Source organism: Novipirellula rosea, assembly GCF_039541335.1.
Classification (GTDB): domain Bacteria; phylum Planctomycetota; class Planctomycetia; order Pirellulales; family Pirellulaceae; genus Novipirellula; species Novipirellula rosea.
Genome location: NZ_BAABGA010000017.1, coordinates 98,734 through 115,177, shown reverse-complemented (window position 1 = coordinate 115,177; position 16,444 = coordinate 98,734). Strand labels below are relative to the sequence as shown.

General features: G+C 54.6%; 11 protein-coding genes. 8 read left to right on the top strand and 3 right to left on the bottom strand.

Going from position 1 to position 16,444, the window contains the following annotated elements; all coding sequences use genetic code 11:
- Positions 1-43: 43 nt before the first annotated feature.
- From flgK to ppk2, 6 genes are all read left to right on the top strand, one after another.
- Positions 44-1,732 carry a flagellar hook-associated protein FlgK gene (gene flgK / locus ABD971_RS06190; protein WP_339941251.1) on the top strand — a complete coding sequence of 563 codons (1,689 nt, stop codon included), beginning with the start codon at positions 44-46 and terminating at the stop codon, positions 1,730-1,732.
- A 294-nt stretch (positions 1,733-2,026) separates the two neighbouring features.
- The gene (pstS, locus tag ABD971_RS06185) at positions 2,027-3,097 is read left to right on the top strand and encodes a phosphate ABC transporter substrate-binding protein PstS (RefSeq protein WP_345320412.1); all 1,071 of its coding nucleotides are present in this window, start codon (positions 2,027-2,029) and stop codon (positions 3,095-3,097) included.
- A 26-nt stretch (positions 3,098-3,123) separates the two neighbouring features.
- On the top strand, positions 3,124-4,179 hold the full coding sequence (pstC, locus tag ABD971_RS06180) for a phosphate ABC transporter permease subunit PstC (protein WP_345320410.1): 1,056 nt from the start codon (positions 3,124-3,126) through the stop codon (positions 4,177-4,179).
- The gene (gene pstA, locus ABD971_RS06175; protein ID WP_339941245.1) at positions 4,176-5,090 is read left to right on the top strand and encodes a phosphate ABC transporter permease PstA; all 915 of its coding nucleotides are present in this window, start codon (positions 4,176-4,178) and stop codon (positions 5,088-5,090) included. Before pstC ends, pstA begins: the two co-directional genes overlap by 4 nt.
- A 10-nt stretch (positions 5,091-5,100) precedes the next feature.
- A complete protein-coding gene (pstB, locus tag ABD971_RS06170) occupies positions 5,101-5,922 on the top strand; it encodes a phosphate ABC transporter ATP-binding protein PstB (protein ID WP_339941243.1) in 822 nt (273 codons plus the stop codon).
- A 4-nt stretch (positions 5,923-5,926) separates the two neighbouring features.
- Positions 5,927-6,823 (top strand): polyphosphate kinase 2, encoded by an 897-nt coding sequence (gene ppk2, locus ABD971_RS06165; protein WP_339941392.1) that lies wholly within the window; start codon positions 5,927-5,929, stop codon positions 6,821-6,823.
- A 72-nt stretch (positions 6,824-6,895) separates the two neighbouring features.
- Here ppk2 and ABD971_RS06160 read toward each other — a convergent pair whose 3' ends face one another.
- The 3 genes from ABD971_RS06160 to ABD971_RS06150 form a co-directional block, all read right to left on the bottom strand.
- Positions 6,896-7,993, bottom strand: a complete 1,098-nt coding sequence (locus ABD971_RS06160) for a DUF1570 domain-containing protein (protein ID WP_345320408.1) — start codon at positions 7,991-7,993, stop codon at positions 6,896-6,898.
- Between the two features lie 406 nt (positions 7,994-8,399).
- A complete protein-coding gene (locus ABD971_RS06155; protein WP_345320406.1) occupies positions 8,400-10,502 on the bottom strand; it encodes an alpha/beta hydrolase family protein in 2,103 nt (700 codons plus the stop codon).
- A 93-nt stretch (positions 10,503-10,595) separates the two neighbouring features.
- Complete coding sequence (locus ABD971_RS06150; protein WP_345320404.1) at positions 10,596-12,095, bottom strand: ABC transporter permease; 1,500 nt, start codon at positions 12,093-12,095, stop codon at positions 10,596-10,598.
- 185 nt (positions 12,096-12,280) lie between these two features.
- On the opposite strand from ABD971_RS06150, the gene ABD971_RS06145 reads away from it, so the two are divergent.
- Positions 12,281-14,008: an ABC1 kinase family protein gene (locus ABD971_RS06145; protein ID WP_345320402.1), complete on the top strand. Its 1,728-nt coding sequence runs from the start codon at positions 12,281-12,283 to the stop codon at positions 14,006-14,008.
- A 79-nt stretch (positions 14,009-14,087) separates the two neighbouring features.
- Positions 14,088-16,412 carry a DUF1592 domain-containing protein gene (locus tag ABD971_RS06140; protein ID WP_345320400.1) on the top strand — a complete coding sequence of 775 codons (2,325 nt, stop codon included), beginning with the start codon at positions 14,088-14,090 and terminating at the stop codon, positions 16,410-16,412.
- Positions 16,413-16,444: the final 32 nt, after the last annotated feature.

Here is a 16,444-nt window from a genome sequence, read left to right as displayed (position 1 = left end):
AAAGACTGAAAGTACGGTTCTTTCGGTCAATTGAGACATCGGCATGGGCCTTCTCGGCACAATCCAGCAATCCAAAGGCGCACTCGATGCGGCCCAGATCGGCCTTCAGGTCGTGGGCAACAACGTCGCCAATGCGAATACTCCGGGCTATATACGTCAGGAGTTACAGCAGGCGTCTGCGGTAGCCGTTCGCGAAGGCAACTTGATTAAGGGGCATGGCGTTCGCCCCACCGGGATTGTCCAAGTCGTCGATAAAGCGCTGTTCGAGCGGATGCTCGATGCCAAGACCGCGTTGTCGGGCGCCGAATCGTTGGAAAAGGCCTACGCTCAACTCGAAGAATTGTCGACCGATCTCGATAACACGGGGCTCAGCCAGCAATTTTCGCTGTTCAACAACGCCGTTCATGAATTGTCTACCCAACCGGGGGATGCCTCGCTACGTGAATTCGTGATTCTACAAGGCGAGACGTTGACGAATAATATTCGCAACGCTCGCAGCAAGGCGTCCGATCGCCAGCAAGCGTGGGACGGCGAATTAAAGGACGTTGCCAGCGACATCAACCGTCTCACCCAACGGATTGCGAAGCTCAATCTCGAGATCGCCACAATCGAAGGCGGCGGGCTGATTGATAGCGACGCCACCGGACTGAGGGACCAGCGGTACAACTATCTCGAAGAGTTGGCGACGTATGTCGATTTAAACATTCAGGAACAGGAGAGTGGGGCCGTTTCTGTTTTCGTGGGCGGGGATTATCTCGTCAACGACGGAATCAGCCGCGATGTTTACAGTCATTACAGCGAGAAGCTCGAGGCACAGGAAATCCGGATCATTGAAACCGATTCGCCTCTGGATGCGACCGGAGGCCAATTGGGCGCGACCATGGAAGCTCGCGACGGCGTCTTTGGCGAATACATCGCGGGGATCGATCGCATGGCGTCCGCGTTGATCCGCACGGTCAATGAAGTGCACTCGCAGGGGCAAGGCCGAGAAGGGTTCCAAGATTTGCTTTCCAGCGTCAAGTCCGACGCCTTTGTGCCGCTCGATCAAGCGGGGTTGGCATGGACACCCACCAATGGCACCTTTGATATGAATCTAGTCGATGCGTCGGGTGAAGTGATCTCGACCCATCGGATCAAAGTAAAAAATCTGGGCCAAGTCACCGATTCGACGGTCAGCTCGATCGTGGCGGATATCGATGCGATTGATGGTATTACGGCCAGTGTGACAAGTGGCGGACAAATCGAAATCCTTTCCGACTCGCCAACCTCTTCGTTTACGTTTGGCGAGGATACCAGCGGTTTTTTGGCGGCAGCAGGTATCAATACATTCTTTGTCGGTCGCAGTGCCGTTGACATCAATGTCAACGATGCGTTGAAAAAGGATAGTGATTTTTTAGCGATCAGTGCAGGCGGAATTGGCGAAGACACCGATGTCTTATCGCGCATGCTCGATTTGGTGGACCGCCCCGTGGACGAGCTCGAAGGGCGATCGATTCGTGGTATCTACGAATCGACGATTGCCACCATGGCTCAGAAAATCAGCCTGCAAGGCAGTGAGGCGGATGGCTTGCGTGACTTTTATGCCACGCTCCAGGGGCAACATCTTGCCATCACCGGCGTGAACATCGACGAAGAATCGATCAAGCTGATCGCCTACCAGCGTGCGTTTCAAGCTTCGTCGCGAGTGATCTCGACCGCGACCGAAATGCTCGACATTCTGATGAATCTGTAAGTCCAGAGCGCGGCAACCATCCACGCTCTGGCGAGCGTCGCTGCAAGAACGCTAATGCCGCAATTTGCCGCTCCGCGTCTTCATATTTCTGCAATTTGGACGATTGTTAAGGTGGCTTTCGCACGCATAATCGCACTGATTCGTGGGATCTGACCACCCAACGGCCAGAACGCCGAGTTTTGTTAAGAGCGTGTTAATTGTTGGTGAGCGAAGGTTCCGGCAAGAGAAAGAGGGGACTAAAACTGGGCTCAAAAGTTTCAGATAGCCTCCCCCGGAACCAGTACGAGTCCCACTGTGAACAAAAGTGTGTATCGCTTCTGTTGTCTTACCGCCCTAATCGTTTTAGTCGGTTGCAACGCTTCAAGTTCTTCCAGTTCCACTGCCGAGGGCGGCTCCGGTTCGCCGGTCCAAAACATCAAGTTGCAAGGCTCCGGAGCAAGTTTTCCTGCTCCACTGTATGGCCGCTGGTTCAAAGAATACAGCTCGGCGACCGAGGGTGTGAAGGTGGACTACCAAGCCAAGGGAAGCGGCGGCGGGATCAAGGATTTTATTGGTCACACGGTAGATTTCGCCGCCAGCGACGCCGCGATGAACGACAGCGAGATCGCACAAGTCGACGACGGCGTTGTCTTGTTGCCGATGACCGCAGGCAGCGTGGTTTTGGCCTATAACCTGCCCAAGCTGAAGAAACCTTTGTCGCTTTCACGCGACGCCTACAGCAAGATTTTCTTGGGCGAAATCTCAAAGTGGAATGACGCTGCGATTGCCGCGACCAACGAAGGAGTGGATCTTCCTGAATTGCCCGTTACCGTGGTCCGTCGTGCCGATAGCAGCGGAACCACGTTCGTGTTCACCAATCATCTCAGCGCCGTCAGCAAGAAGTTTGCCGACGGCCCGGGAGTTGGCAAAACAGTCAACTGGCCCGAGAGCGACAAGTTCATCGCCGCACCCAAGAACGATGGCGTGACGGCAACGATCATGCAAACCCCTGGCGCGATCGGCTACGTCGAGTTTGGTTTTGCCGAGCAAGCCAAGTTGCCAATGGCTACACTCGAAAACGCTTCAGGCAAGTTCATCGAGCCGACTCTGGAAAATGCAACCGCGGCTTTGGCTGGCGTTGAAATGCCAGAGGACCTGCGTGCTTGGTTGCCCGATCCGTCCGGCGAAAACGCCTATCCGATCGTCAGTTACACATGGTTGCTGTGCTATGAGAAGTACGAGGATTCGGCTAAAGCCGATGCTTTGAAGAGTCTTGTCAAATGGTGCTTGCACCAGGGGCAAAAGTCGAGTGCGGAAATGGGCTACATCCCGCTACCGGAAAACGTTGTCACGACCGTGACCCAAAAACTCGAGACCATCAAGTAGTTTAACGACAAGAGGTGCCGTGATGGATGATTCATCCGTCACGGCGATTGATTGCCGAGTCGATCAGTCCTCGTTTTGCAGCTTTTTTTCTAGGCGACCCCATGGCCAATGCCACGCTTTCCGATCTCGCGGAATCGGCGTCAATCTCTTCGCCTCCGTCATCGATGGAGATTGCGAAGGATCGAGCGTTTCGCGGATTGACTCGAGGTTTTGCTTGGTTGACCGTGTTGGTTGTGTTTTTGGTGGTGTATGAAGTTGCCACCAAAGCGATGCCAGCGATCAGCCAGCACGGGCTTGGTTTTTTGACCTCGTCCACATGGGATGTGCAAAACGAAGAGTTTGGCGTTTTACCAGAGATCTGGGGAACACTGTACAGTTCGCTATTGGCCTTGCTGATCGGTGGATTCTTCGGCGTATCGATCGCGATCTTCTTAACTCAAGACTTCTTACCTCACAAAGTTGAGTGGGCTTTCAAGAACATTGTGGAATTGTTGGCGGCGATTCCCAGCGTGGTCTACGGATTGTGGGGAATCTTTGTCGTGATCCCCATGTTGCGTCCGTTCGCGACTTGGTTGCATGAAAATCTGGGCTGGATCCCGTTCTTCAAAACCTCGCTGTCGGGTCCGGGAATGTTGCCTGCGGCATTGGTCTTGTCGATCATGATTTTGCCCACCGTCTCGGCGATCTCTCGCGACGCGCTGAGCAACGTGCCGAAAAAATTGAAAGAAGCGGCTTTCGGATTGGGAGCCACTCGTTGGGAAGCGATCATCGGGGTGATCGTGCCCACGGCGTCGACCGGCATCTTCGGCGCACTGGTGCTTGGCTTTGGCCGCGCGTTGGGCGAGACGATGGCATTGGCGATGCTGGTGGGAAATTCAAACCAGATGAGTATTTCGCTCTTCTCGCCCGGCAACACGTTGGCCGCGCTGCTGGCGAATCATTTCCCCGAAGCGGGGGAACGCGAAGAGCCGGTGTTGATGTATGCCGCTCTGATCTTGTTGGCGATCACGTTGCTGGTGAACATTTGCGGTGCGTTTGTGTTAAAGCACGCTTCGGCCCGTATGCGAGGAGGTGCAAAATGAACGCTGCTGAAATCACCACCGAATTTAACGACGTGGACTTTCCTCGCTTAGAGCGTTCGCTGCGTCATCCGCGAACCTTGTTCAGCATCGTGTTGAGTATTGGAACCGGGATCGCCACCATCATCGCATGTGTGCCACTGTTCAGCGTTTTGATCATGCTGATTTGGCGAGGCGGCAAAAAGATCTCGCTGGCTTTGTTTACCGAGTTGCCCCCGACGGCATTCGAAGAGGGAGGCGGTTTTGGCAACGCGATTGTCGGAACGATCGTGATCGTTTCGATTGCCGCCGCGATCGCGATCCCCTTTGGCATCTTGACCGCGGTCTTCTTGGCCGAATTTGGTCCGCAGAGCAAGACGGCGTCAATCGCCCGCTTTTGTGCAAAGACATTGACCGGATTGCCATCGATTTTGGCGGGTGTGTTCGCCTATGCCGCGATCGTGATTGCGACCGGCGGGTATTCCGCACCGGCCGGCGGGGTGGCGTTGGCGTTGTTGATGTTGCCGACCGTGATTTTGACGGCCGAAGAATCGATGCGAATGGTACCGGTCAAGATGAAAGAAGCTGCGATTGGGATGGGCTGTACCCCGACTCAGGTGGCTTGGAAGATTGTCCTGCCAACCGCGCTGCCTGGGATCTTGACCGGCGTGATGTTGGCCGTCGCGCGTGCCGCGGGTGAAACGGCTCCGTTGCTGTTTACCGCACTGTTTAGTAACTACTGGATTTTTGAGGACGGAAGTTCTCAGGTCATGGAGCCGACCGCTTCGCTTGCTGTGTTTATTTACAACTTTTCCGGCATGCCTTTCGAGAACCAAATCGAAATGGCATGGGCCGCTTCCTTGATCTTGGTGTTGATGGTTTTGACGATCAACATTTTCGGTCAAATCATTTCGAGTCGCTCCAAAGCCTCTTAGGAAAACCCACGTGATAGCTTCTCCCAAAGTTGAAAACGATATCCTCGCCAACGGCCATGGTTCGTTGTTGTTGGATTGTAATATCGAAAACCTGTATTACGGAAACTTCCGTGCGGTTCGTGACAGTCGCATTCCGATCCATCGCGGTTCGATCACTGCGTTTATCGGCCCATCTGGATGTGGGAAAAGTAGTGCACTGCGTTGCTTGAATCGGATGAATGATTTGGTTCGCGGGTTTCGTTTCGAAGGCCATGTGCACTTTCGTGGTAAAGACATCTACCACGCCAAAGTCGATCCCGTGGCGGTACGGCGTTACATCGGAATGGTATTCCAACAACCCAATCCGTTTGCAATGAGCATCTACAACAACGTCGCCTTCGGGTTGCGTTTAAACCGTTATCGCGGCGACATCGCCGAAAAGGTTGAAAAAGCACTGCGGGGTGCTGCGTTGTGGGACGAGGTCAAGGACAAACTGAAAAACAGTGGTCTTTCGCTCTCGGGGGGACAGCAGCAACGGCTGTGTATTGCCCGCGCGATCGCGACCGAGCCCGAAGTGTTATTGATGGACGAGCCGTGTTCGGCATTGGATCCGATCGCCACTCGCCGCATCGAAGATTTGATGCAGGAATTGAAAGAGAATTACACGATTGCGATCGTGACTCACAATTTGCAACAAGCCAAGCGTGTTGCCGATCAAACCGCGTTCATGTACGTCGACACCAGCGGCGGCGGGCGGACCGGTTACTTGGTCGAGTTTGGCGATACCAATGAACTGTTTGATTCGCCACAAGAAGATGCGACAAAACAATACATCAGCGGTGAGTTCAGTTAGTGTGATGAGCGAGGAACTGTATTCACGGATTCGCGACGAGATATTGGATTCGATCGATGAAGAACTCGAATTAGAGCTTGAGGATGCGTCGACCGAGAACGCACGTCCGAATTTGGCCGATCGTGAGACGCGTTTTCGTCGCCAATACTTTGTCGAACTGTTGAAACTGCAACTCGAATTGGTCAAGTTGCAAGATTGGGTGGTCGCCACCGGTACACGTGTCGCCGTGCTGTTCGAAGGACGTGACGCCGCAGGCAAAGGAGGCGTGATCAAGCGAATCACCCAGCGATTAAATCCACGCGTCTGCCGTGTCGTCGCGTTGCCCGCACCGAGCGAGCGTGAAAAGTCCCAGTGGTACTTTCAACGCTACGTCAATCATCTACCCGGCGCAGGCGAGATCGCGTTGTTCGATCGCAGTTGGTACAACCGCGCCGGCGTCGAGCGAGTGATGGGGTTTTGTACCGATCGAGAATACGAACAATTCCTTCGCACTACGCCGGAATTCGAACGAATGCTGGTCGATTCGGGGATCATTCTGATTAAATACTGGCTTTCGATCACCGACGAAGAGCAGCAATTTCGGTTTCAGTGCCGCATCAATGACTCATTAAAACAGTGGAAATTGAGTCCGATGGATTTGGAATCGCGAAAACGTTGGGAACAGTACACGATCGCAAAAGAGATCATGCTCGAGCGAACACATACCGCCGAGGCACCTTGGTGGATCGTCGATGCGGTGGACAAGAAGCGAGCGAGACTCAATTGTATCGGTCACTTTTTGAGCCAAGTTCCCTACACCGAGGTTCAGAGCAAAAGTATCGAGTTGCCACCACGTGAACGAAGCGATGATTACCAACGCATTCCGATGCCCGAGCGAATGTTTGTTCCGAGTCTCTTTTAATTCAAGTCTCTATTAACCTGAGACTCTATTAACTCGTGCAGAAATCCGCGGCGAACGATTGCTGCAAACTTTTTAGTGAACGCGTCGCATGTAGGTCAGAAATTGCTTGTCAAGCTTTTCGAGCGTGGTATCGAACGCCGTTTCAAACATCGCGATCCGTTCTCGTTTGCTCAATTCCACCAGCGGTTTGACTTGGCTGAGCTGCCGCAGGTATTTGACAAATTCTTCACGCTGCGTCTTGAGTAGAAAATAGGTCAGCGCCCAACCTTCGCCATAAGCGTCGGCTGCGGTGGCGGGGCTACGGAATCGTGAGTCATCAGCAATCAGCGTCGCCAATGATTCTTCGGGGCGGCTCGGTAGATAACTGTTCCAACGTGCCAGGTTCTTTTGGTTGACGCGTCCAATGCCACGCCAGCCTTTGGAGTTGTGGCGGTCGGGGGATTCAAAGAACATTGCCAAGCCTTCGCTGACCCACATCGGGTTGTCGGCGAAACGTCGCTGCAGCCCACAGTTGTAGGCGAGTTGGTGGGTTGCTTCATGAATGATCGTGGCAATATTTCGCTCCCAATTGGGAACGTTGAACGTTGTCATCCGGTTGCTGGCGAGATGGTAATAACCAATCACCGAATTTGCGGATTCGCCAATTTCACCTTTCGCATGTTGCATGAACGAATCGTGATCATTCAACAGCAACGCGACCAAGGGGAATCGTGGTTCAGGCAGATCCCATCGTTGGTTTTTCCAGTAGGAAAAGAAGCCGCGATACAGTTGCTCGAACAAACTGCCGACCAACCTGGCATGATTTTCGTCGGTGTTGTGAACGATCAAATAGTTTGCCGTTTGATAGACCGAAAATCCCGCCGGCATCTCCTTCGTCATCCTCTGAATCATCTGCTCGTCACTGACCGGGACGAGAGGTTCCGAGTTGCTTGTTCGCTTGACCAAATTTTCGGGCTGGATTGTCCAGATGCGTCCGTCATCTCCCTGAATCAAAAGCCCCCCGTCTTGCGCCTCGAGCAACAACTCGCCCACCACGGTTCGGGTCGCTGCGGCGCCGTCGGAATCCGTTCCCTGTTTAAATTCAATCGTCTCAAATGCCAGCAAATTGCTGGTGCTGAGCACGATCAGGGCAGTGGTGGTGAACAGAAGTTGAGTAACGGTTTGACGCATCCGTGACATATTCCTTCGAGGAGCTTGACGACGAGCAGCGGGAGCTTGATTTGCGAGCCAATCAAGCGATTCCCAACTCATTGTAGTCCTCGCAACGCCAATCTTGCCAGAGAACACCCCCTAGCGGCCAATCTCGCCACAGAAATGCCGGGTTTTAACGTAGCCTAGGCTTCCAGCCTGGGTTCGATCTGACCTCCAAGGCTGGAAGCCTAGGTTACGTTTTGCAGCTTCGCCGTCTTGAGAGGTTAGGCCAAAAGACCTCTACCGAGGTGCTTAGAGGCGACGAATTACGGCATTTGCGTTTCGTAGCTACGCTTGCTAGGCGGGAGCCTGCAATTCATTGGGTTCCCGGGCAGCAGCCTGGGAACCAGCGATGGCGTTCAGCGAGAATGCAGCCAATCCATCGTCAATTTAGCGGCACTTCGGAAAAAGTGACGCTCACGTCGTCCTGCTCAAACGCAGCAAACTCGCGTTTCCATTGCACCGTATTGCTCCCGCTTAGTTCCATCTTTTCCACTCGATCGGCTGCCATCCCAGCAATTTCGGGCATTTCGATGAACCGGCTGATGTTCAGCAAATCGGGAGCGTCGCGGTTGCGTAACGGCAGATCGGTCAGCGCGAGCTGGGTGACGCGGTCGTTGAAAAGGGAGGCCAGCAGCGACCAATGGGCGGCGTCTCCGTTGCCGCGGAGCGTCAAGTTCGCGTTTTCAAAGGGCGACGACGCCTCAATCGCCTGCATCGCTCGTACGACGTCATAGATTTGCATTGCCGCAGCGGTTTGGCCGAGCAACATGAAGCGGCGGCGGATGTGAGTCCGTTTTACGGGATCGCGAGTCCACTCGGTTAACCCCACCCCGCGAGGAGCAACATAGACGGTCGGTGTGGTTGCCGAGTCGCCTTGCAACCGTTTCCATTCTTGCTCGTCGGGCGTGACGCCGGGAAGCGTGTCCGGCAAGTGGACGGCCAATCCAGCCGCAACGCTCTGCCATGTTTGTGGGGCCAATACGACCACGTCTACCGATTTCGCGTTCTTTGATGACTTCGGAGTCACCGCGAACATCGTCAAACGGTATGGCGACTGCGACGTGAACTCGATCGCCGCCACTTTCATTCCATCGACTTCCCGCTCGGCGATCGTCGTCGTATCAAGTGAATCTGCGACTTCGGGCCAACCGCCAAACGTTTTGCTTTTTAATGACGACATCCATTGATCACGCTGTTGCGATGTCTCTTTGCTGCTCTTGGCTGCAGTATCGGGCGACACTTTGGGAACGAATGTTTCATGGATCGTGGTCACGCGTTCGTCTGATGGTAACGACTCGAAAACCTTTAACTGCTTGATGTCAAACATCGGCGTTGCGGTTTTGTCAATCAGTTCGTTGTCCGCTCGCAGATGGCGATTGAACCACCGAAACGCGTGGATGCGAAGTTCCTGAGTATCGGTGTGCGGGCCCTCGGTGATGTGCAACCCGATGTTTTTTTCCTGGTCGTAAAGCTTGTAGATCGAACGCACTTTGCTGTAGACATCGACCACTCCATCGAGTGGGAAAATCGTGTCTTTATCAGTGTTGGAAATCAACAGCGGACGTGGTGCGATCAGTGCGGCGACCATCGGATAGTCCCAACGATAGGTGTTGACCATGTACATGCAATCGCAATGGCCTTCGACACACCCATCGACGACATGATTTTTGAGCGATGTGATGCCGGCAACTGGGACGACGGCTTTGACGCGTTCGTCCAACGCCGCGATGTACCACGAATAGGCACCGCCTCCGCTGCGACCGGTGACACCGATCCGTTCGCCATCGACTTCGGGACGGGATTGCAAGTAATCCAATGACCGGATGCCGTTCCAAGCTTCCACACCGGCGGGGGTATAGCCGCGGTTGTTCCACCACCATGCTCCTTCGCGATACGTGCCGTGATGAATCCCTTCGATTTCGCCTAACTGGATTGTGTCGATGGTTAAGCAAACATAGCCGTTACGAGCGAACCAAGCTCCGTGATATTGGTAATAGGTTTTGTTGCCATAGCTGATTCCGTCCTTCTTTACTTTGCCATGACCGCAAACGTACAGGATTGCTGGCAGCGGGCCGTCTTGTTTCGCGGGGCGGTAAAGGTTGCCCGTCACGTACACTCCGGGCATCGATTGGAATTGGATGTTTTCGACAACCACGTCCTCGGCAGTCGCCGAACCGGTGACCACAGGCGATAGCGGCGTACGTTCGGGCAGCGGGGAAAGCCCAAGCATCTCATGCAGTTGATCGCGGTAACCCTGACGACGGTTTTCCCAGTCTTCGAGCGTTTTAATGTCGGCAAACGTGGCCGCCGAGATCGTTTCGGTTTCGCGGCGAAAGTACTCGTGAACCCGTTGATCGCCGTGGCTCGTATCGACGATCGTCTCGGATGCTGTGTTTTTAGGAGAATTACGTCGGTCGTTTGCTGTAACGTGAGACGTGAAAAACAGGATGCCAAGGGCAAACGCGGTGCGAATTTGGAAGTGCATGGCGAGTCGGACCAAGGAGGGGATGGGATCGGGCGGGACGGCGTGGCTAGACAAGCGTGGGACGCTTACCGGAGGAAGTCTATACACCACACGTCATTTGATTCTAGCAGATCGGAAGCGGGTCAAGGTGTGGATCAAGGTGATGCCGAGGCCGATGAAGCCTAAATACCACAATGCCAACGCCGCTTCCTGATAACGAGCTCCGCTATGCAATAGTCCAAACAAGCGAGTCCCCACGGTTGACACCCCCGGCGGGGCGACCGGCAACGTGACCGGAACGTCGCCCGAGGCGATGATGCCGGCGGTCAGGATGGCGATCGCAACGCTGCGGGCCATCAATCGTCGGTCGATCTGCCAGACACGGCGACCAAGACTCAGGTCCAACCGGGCACTGAGCCACACGTTCTCGGCAATGCCGTGGTACCCTGATCGCAGAATCCAATACGCAATTGTGCTGGCGCGGACCGACATTGCCAACACTGTCGGCAGAATCGTCATCTCATACAAAAAACGAAAACCGGGGACCGGAAGCTGAAATATTTGGACGATCAGCATCCCGATCAATGGGCCGGGGATACAAAACAGAATGACCGTGCTTGCATCCACCAGGAATTCGAAACGCGAGTGTTGGCGTCCAACTGCGGCGAGTGGCCAAGCGACGAGAGTCGCGAAAATGCCGGTGCAAATTCCGAGCATCGTGGTCCATTGGTACTCCGCTGAAAACGTTTTCGGAGCGGCAGCCAACTCGTGCACTGCCCGTGAGATCGACCAGTGAGCAATTCGCTGATCGCCATCAATGATCACGTCGTGCCCCACCTTGGCCATCAATCCCGTGACCGGCATCACAATCATCAACAGGGTGCAGAACGCCAAAATCGAACATGCGACGATCCACTCGCCACGCGAAGGCCGCTCGAACAGGTCCGATGATGTGTGCCCGGCCAAGTGCTCGCCGCGATAGTCCGTTTGTCGCCTGCCGATGCGACGCAGTAACACGGTGATCATCGCTACTGCGAAACCGAGGGGCAGCGCCGTGGTGGTGGCGATCGAGGTCAGATTGGGATCGACCGCGTACAGCAAATAAAACTGATCGGCGATCGTGCGATACCCATACAGATCCACGACGGTCATCTCCGTCGCGGCCAGCGAAGCGTTCAGGATCGTGGCGGCCAATACCCACGGCCACGCAAGCGGCAATTGAATCGTCCACCAACAACGCAGCGGTGTGGTGTCAATCGAGGCGTTTTCGAGGATCGAAACGGGGACACGCGAAGTCCCGTGCCAGGTGGCGATTGCGACGATGGCCGCACCAAAAATGCTATGGATCCATCCGCAGGCAACCAGACCTGCGAACCCGCCCCACGAGCGTGTTGCCGTTTGAGTCAGCGGCAGCCAGCCGAACTTTCCTGCCGTTGCTTCCCAGGCGGCCGCGTGCAGGATCATGGGAATGGCAATCGCTGCGATCGCCGCCATAATGAACGCCCCGGCGACGGCCCGCCCCGGTCTTTCGCCGCGGGCCAGCGTCGCTGCAGCCCAGGCTGCGGGGATGCCAATGCCTAACGAGCCAACGATTGTGACGGTTATGAGCCGCAAAGTCGATAAAAGCGGTTCCCACCAATCCAAAGACAAGATCTCCTGGCAAACAGCGAATGGTTTTATATCGTTTCACATTAGAATGGTGTGAATGTAACAAAGTCCCCCTGGCTAGTGGGACTCGTTCGCGTTTTTGAGTGGTTCTCAGCCTCGTTTCTCTCACCTATCGGCGTTTCGTTTTGTTAATGAAAATCACTGCCATCCCGCAACTGTACCGCAATTTGAAGCGGTGGCGAGAGATCTTGGCGGTGCTGCGTCGGTATGGTCTGGCCGATTGGCTGAGCCGTTATCAGAGTCTGCCGTTTCGCGATTCGTTTAAAGATCCCAGCGGGGTGCCGCTGTCCCAATATTCCAGCGAAGAACGGGTACGGATGGCGCTGACCGATCTCGGCCCCACCTTTATTAAGCTAGGCCAGATCTTGGCGGCCCGACCCGATATTGTCGGACCGCAACTTGGTCACGAGCTCAAACGGTTGCGTGCAGATGTGCAGCCCGATGCGATCGAGAAAGTGCGTGAGACGCTGACCAAGGAATTGGGCGAACAATATCTGAGTCAGTTTCAATTCATTGACCCCAAACCCCTCGCGACTGCCTCGGTCGGACAAGTCCATCGAGCGACCTTGAACGATGGTCGACGCGTCGTGATCAAGGTCCAACGCGCCGATATCGAGCGGACGGTTCGTCAAGACATGGAAGTGCTCGGGGGGCTTGCCCAGCTCGCCGAGCGTGTGGAAGGTTTTGCCGCATGGGGGCCATGCCAAATGGTCTCCCAAATGTCCACGATGCTGCAGCGTGAATTGGACTTTGGCCGCGAACGACAGAACCTCGAAGTGTTTGCCGAGATGCTTTCATCGCAAAGTGCCAAGGTCGTCATTCCCAAACCGGTACGCGAGCTCTGTACTCGCCGCGTGTTGGTGATGGACGAATTAGCAGGCGAGCCGCTTTCCAAAGTGCTTTCGGAAAGCCATCACGGTGGTGTGTTGACGGTCGATGCGTGTTTGGACGGCGAGCGGCATCAGCTCTCGGAATCGATCGCCCGCATTTATCTAACGATGATCTTTGATGAAGGCTTGTTTCACGCGGACCCTCACCTCGGAAACCTGTTGTTGCTCAGCGACGGACGACTGGGGATTCTCGATTTTGGGATGGTGGGCCGCATCGACGAAACGCTTCGCGAAAGCATCGAAGAGATGATGGGCTGTATCGCCACGGGGGACCAGAACCGTTTGACCCGGTTGATTCGCCGCATCGGGGATGCCCCTCCGACGCTTGACGAATCATTGCTGGCGATTGACGTCGCCGAGTTTGTGGGGACCTACGGCCGACAACATTTGAGTGATTTTGATCTGACTGGTGCGCTCAACGAATTGAGCGACATTCTGCATCGGCACGTGATTAAATTGCCCAGCCAATCGGCACTGCTGTTGAAGATGTTGATTTCGCTCGAAGGGACCCTGCGAGAGCTCGGTGCCGGATTTGATTCGTTGGATATCGTTCACCAATTTGTCCGTAAATCGATGCTGCGACGGTTGAGTCCACGGCGAAGAGTGCGTCAAGCACGCCGGATCTATCTCGAAGCGGAGCACTTTTTCGAAGTCGTTCCTGACGAGGTGCTGACGCTGCTACAACAAGCCCGCCGTGGCGAAATGCGGCTGACCTTGGAACATCAACGGATCGGGCCGACGGTGAACCGGATGGTGTTGGGGCTGATGGCCAGTGCGGTCTTCCTTGGATCCTCCCTGCTATTGGCGATGAAGGTGCCCCCACTGCTGTTTCCCGAGCAATCGGTGTTGGGCATGAAAGAAATGAGCATTTTCGGATTGGTGGGCATGATGATGAGCTTTTCCGTGATGATGTGGCTGTTGCTTGCGATCAATCGCAGTGGCCATTTGACCCGCAGCAACGAAGATTAATTGCCATCGCCACAGAATATTTCTTATAATGAAGCGCCAACCCACCTGCGCCCCCCCAAATCCCACCCTGCGAGTACGAATGATCGAGTTCGTTTTCAACACGAGCACGAATCGGCTGCCTAATGCCGTTCTGCGAATCAGTCAGGTCGTTGTCGCGATCTTGTCGCTTTCGGTTTGCGTTGCCGCCGATGAAGCGTCAAGTGAAGTGAAGTTCCGTGATGGATTAGCGCCACTACTACGCACCTACTGTGTTGACTGTCACGATTCGGGCAGCGAGTTATCGTTGGTCGATGACGACTCGGCAGCCAAGATTCAGTCGAATCGAAACATGTGGAAACGCGTGATGGCGCAAGTCCAACTAGGCAGCATGCCACCCGAAGACGGCGAGATGATGGACGCGGCGACGCGTCAGCGAATGCTGACCTTGATCGATGAAGTCGCAAACGCCGTCAACTGCGTGCAAAACCCGAATGCAGGAAAGGTGGTTTTGCGACGGTTGAATCGCGTCGAATATCGAAACACGATCAAGGACTTGACAGGTGTCGACTACAAACCGGCCGCTGGATTCCCCGGTGACGACGTGGGATACGGCTTTGACAACATTGGTGATGTGCTGTCCTTGCCGCCGATCCTGTTAGAAAAATACTTGGACGCCGCGGAAACGATTTCCGGGGAAACGATTCGCACTCCGCTTCCGCCACGAATCTACGAAGTCGATGTGGCCGCGACGGCGTTGGCCGGAGCGGATAAGTACAAACGTGGTCACCGGATCAGCATGTCCAGCCACGGTTCGGTGACGCTTGAAGTGGAGGCTCCGTTCACCGGACAGTACACGTTGACGCTTTCCGCTGGTGGAGATCAGGGCGGCGATGAACCGGTGAAAATTAAGGTCGATGACGGCAGGAAAAGCCAAGTCGTTGATATTCCTAGTGAAAAGATGGAGAAGTATGAGGTCGAATTTCGTCTGATTCGCGGCACGCGAAAAATCGAGATCAGCTTTATCAACGATTTCTACGTCGCGGGAAAAATCGATCGCAACTTTCATCTCTATCACGTGCATGTGTTTGCTCAAGAGGAATCGTCGCTGCCGGTTTCCGTGGGTGAATTGCCGGCGATGCATAAGAAAATCATATTCACACGGCCGAGCAGTAAAGTTTCGCCAGAGCAAGCGACTGCACAAGTGTTAGCGCCGTTGGCTAGTCGCGCGTTTCGACGACCGGCAACGAAAAGCGAAGTTTGGCGACTGACCGAACTTGCCTCGCAAGTGCGTGCCGATGGAGGAAGTTTTGAAGAATCGATCCAGGTGGCGCTGCAGGCGATTTTGGTGTCGCCGCACTTTTTGTTTAAAGTCGAGCAGCACGCGGCGGCGGATGCATCGGGAGAACTGCCGCTGATAAGCCAGTACGAATTGGCAACCCGGATTTCGTATTTCTTGTGGAGCAGTATGCCTGACGACGAGTTGTTGTCGTTGGCGCATCAAGGCAAACTCCGCGACCGTCGCGAATTGCTACGCAAAGTGGGCGACATGATTGTTGATCCTCGTGCGAATCAATTCATTGAAAACTTTGCCGGGCAATGGCTGCAGCTTCGCAACCTCGATAATGTCGATCCCGACAAACGTCAATTTCCTGAATTCGATGATAAAATTCGGTACTTGATGCGGCGTGAAACGCTGACTTTCGTTGCCGCAGTGATGCGAGGAAACTTGCCTGTGACGGCGCTGCTGGACGCCAAGTTCAGTTATCTGAACGAGGATCTGGCAAAATTCTATGGAGTCAAAGGGGTCACCGGGCCCGAGTTCCGCAAAGTCTCGCTCGAAGGCACTCCGCGAGGTGGATTGTTAACGCAAGCAAGTGTGTTGACCGTGACCAGTAATCCGACGCGAACCAGTCCTGTGAAGCGGGGCAAATGGATTCTCGACAATCTGCTCAACACGCCGCCCCCTCCAGCACCCCCGAATGTTCCTGAATTGGACAAAGGCAAATTGAGTGGGACGCTGCGCGAACGGATGGAGCAACATCGCGAAAACCCCGCCTGTGCTGCTTGCCACAACATGATGGATCCGCTTGGCTTCGCGTTGGAGAATTTTGACGCGATCGGGCAATGGCGCACCCGTGACGGAGGTGACACGATTGACGCGTCGGGCAAATTGCCCGATGGAACCGAATTCCAAGGGGTCGAGGATCTTCGCGAACTGCTGTCGAGTCAGCGGAGCGAGCAATTTGTTCGCTGTTTAGCAGAGAAGATGCTGATTTATGCGACCGGGCGAGGCACCGAATATTATGATAAATGCGCCATCGATAAAGTCATGCAAGAATTGAAAGGCAACCAGTATCGGTTTGCCTATCTGATCGTTGCGATCATCGAAAGCGAGCCGTTCCAAAGACAAGGTTCGCGAGAATAATGGTCTTGGTACTGCGGATAAACACGTTCCCA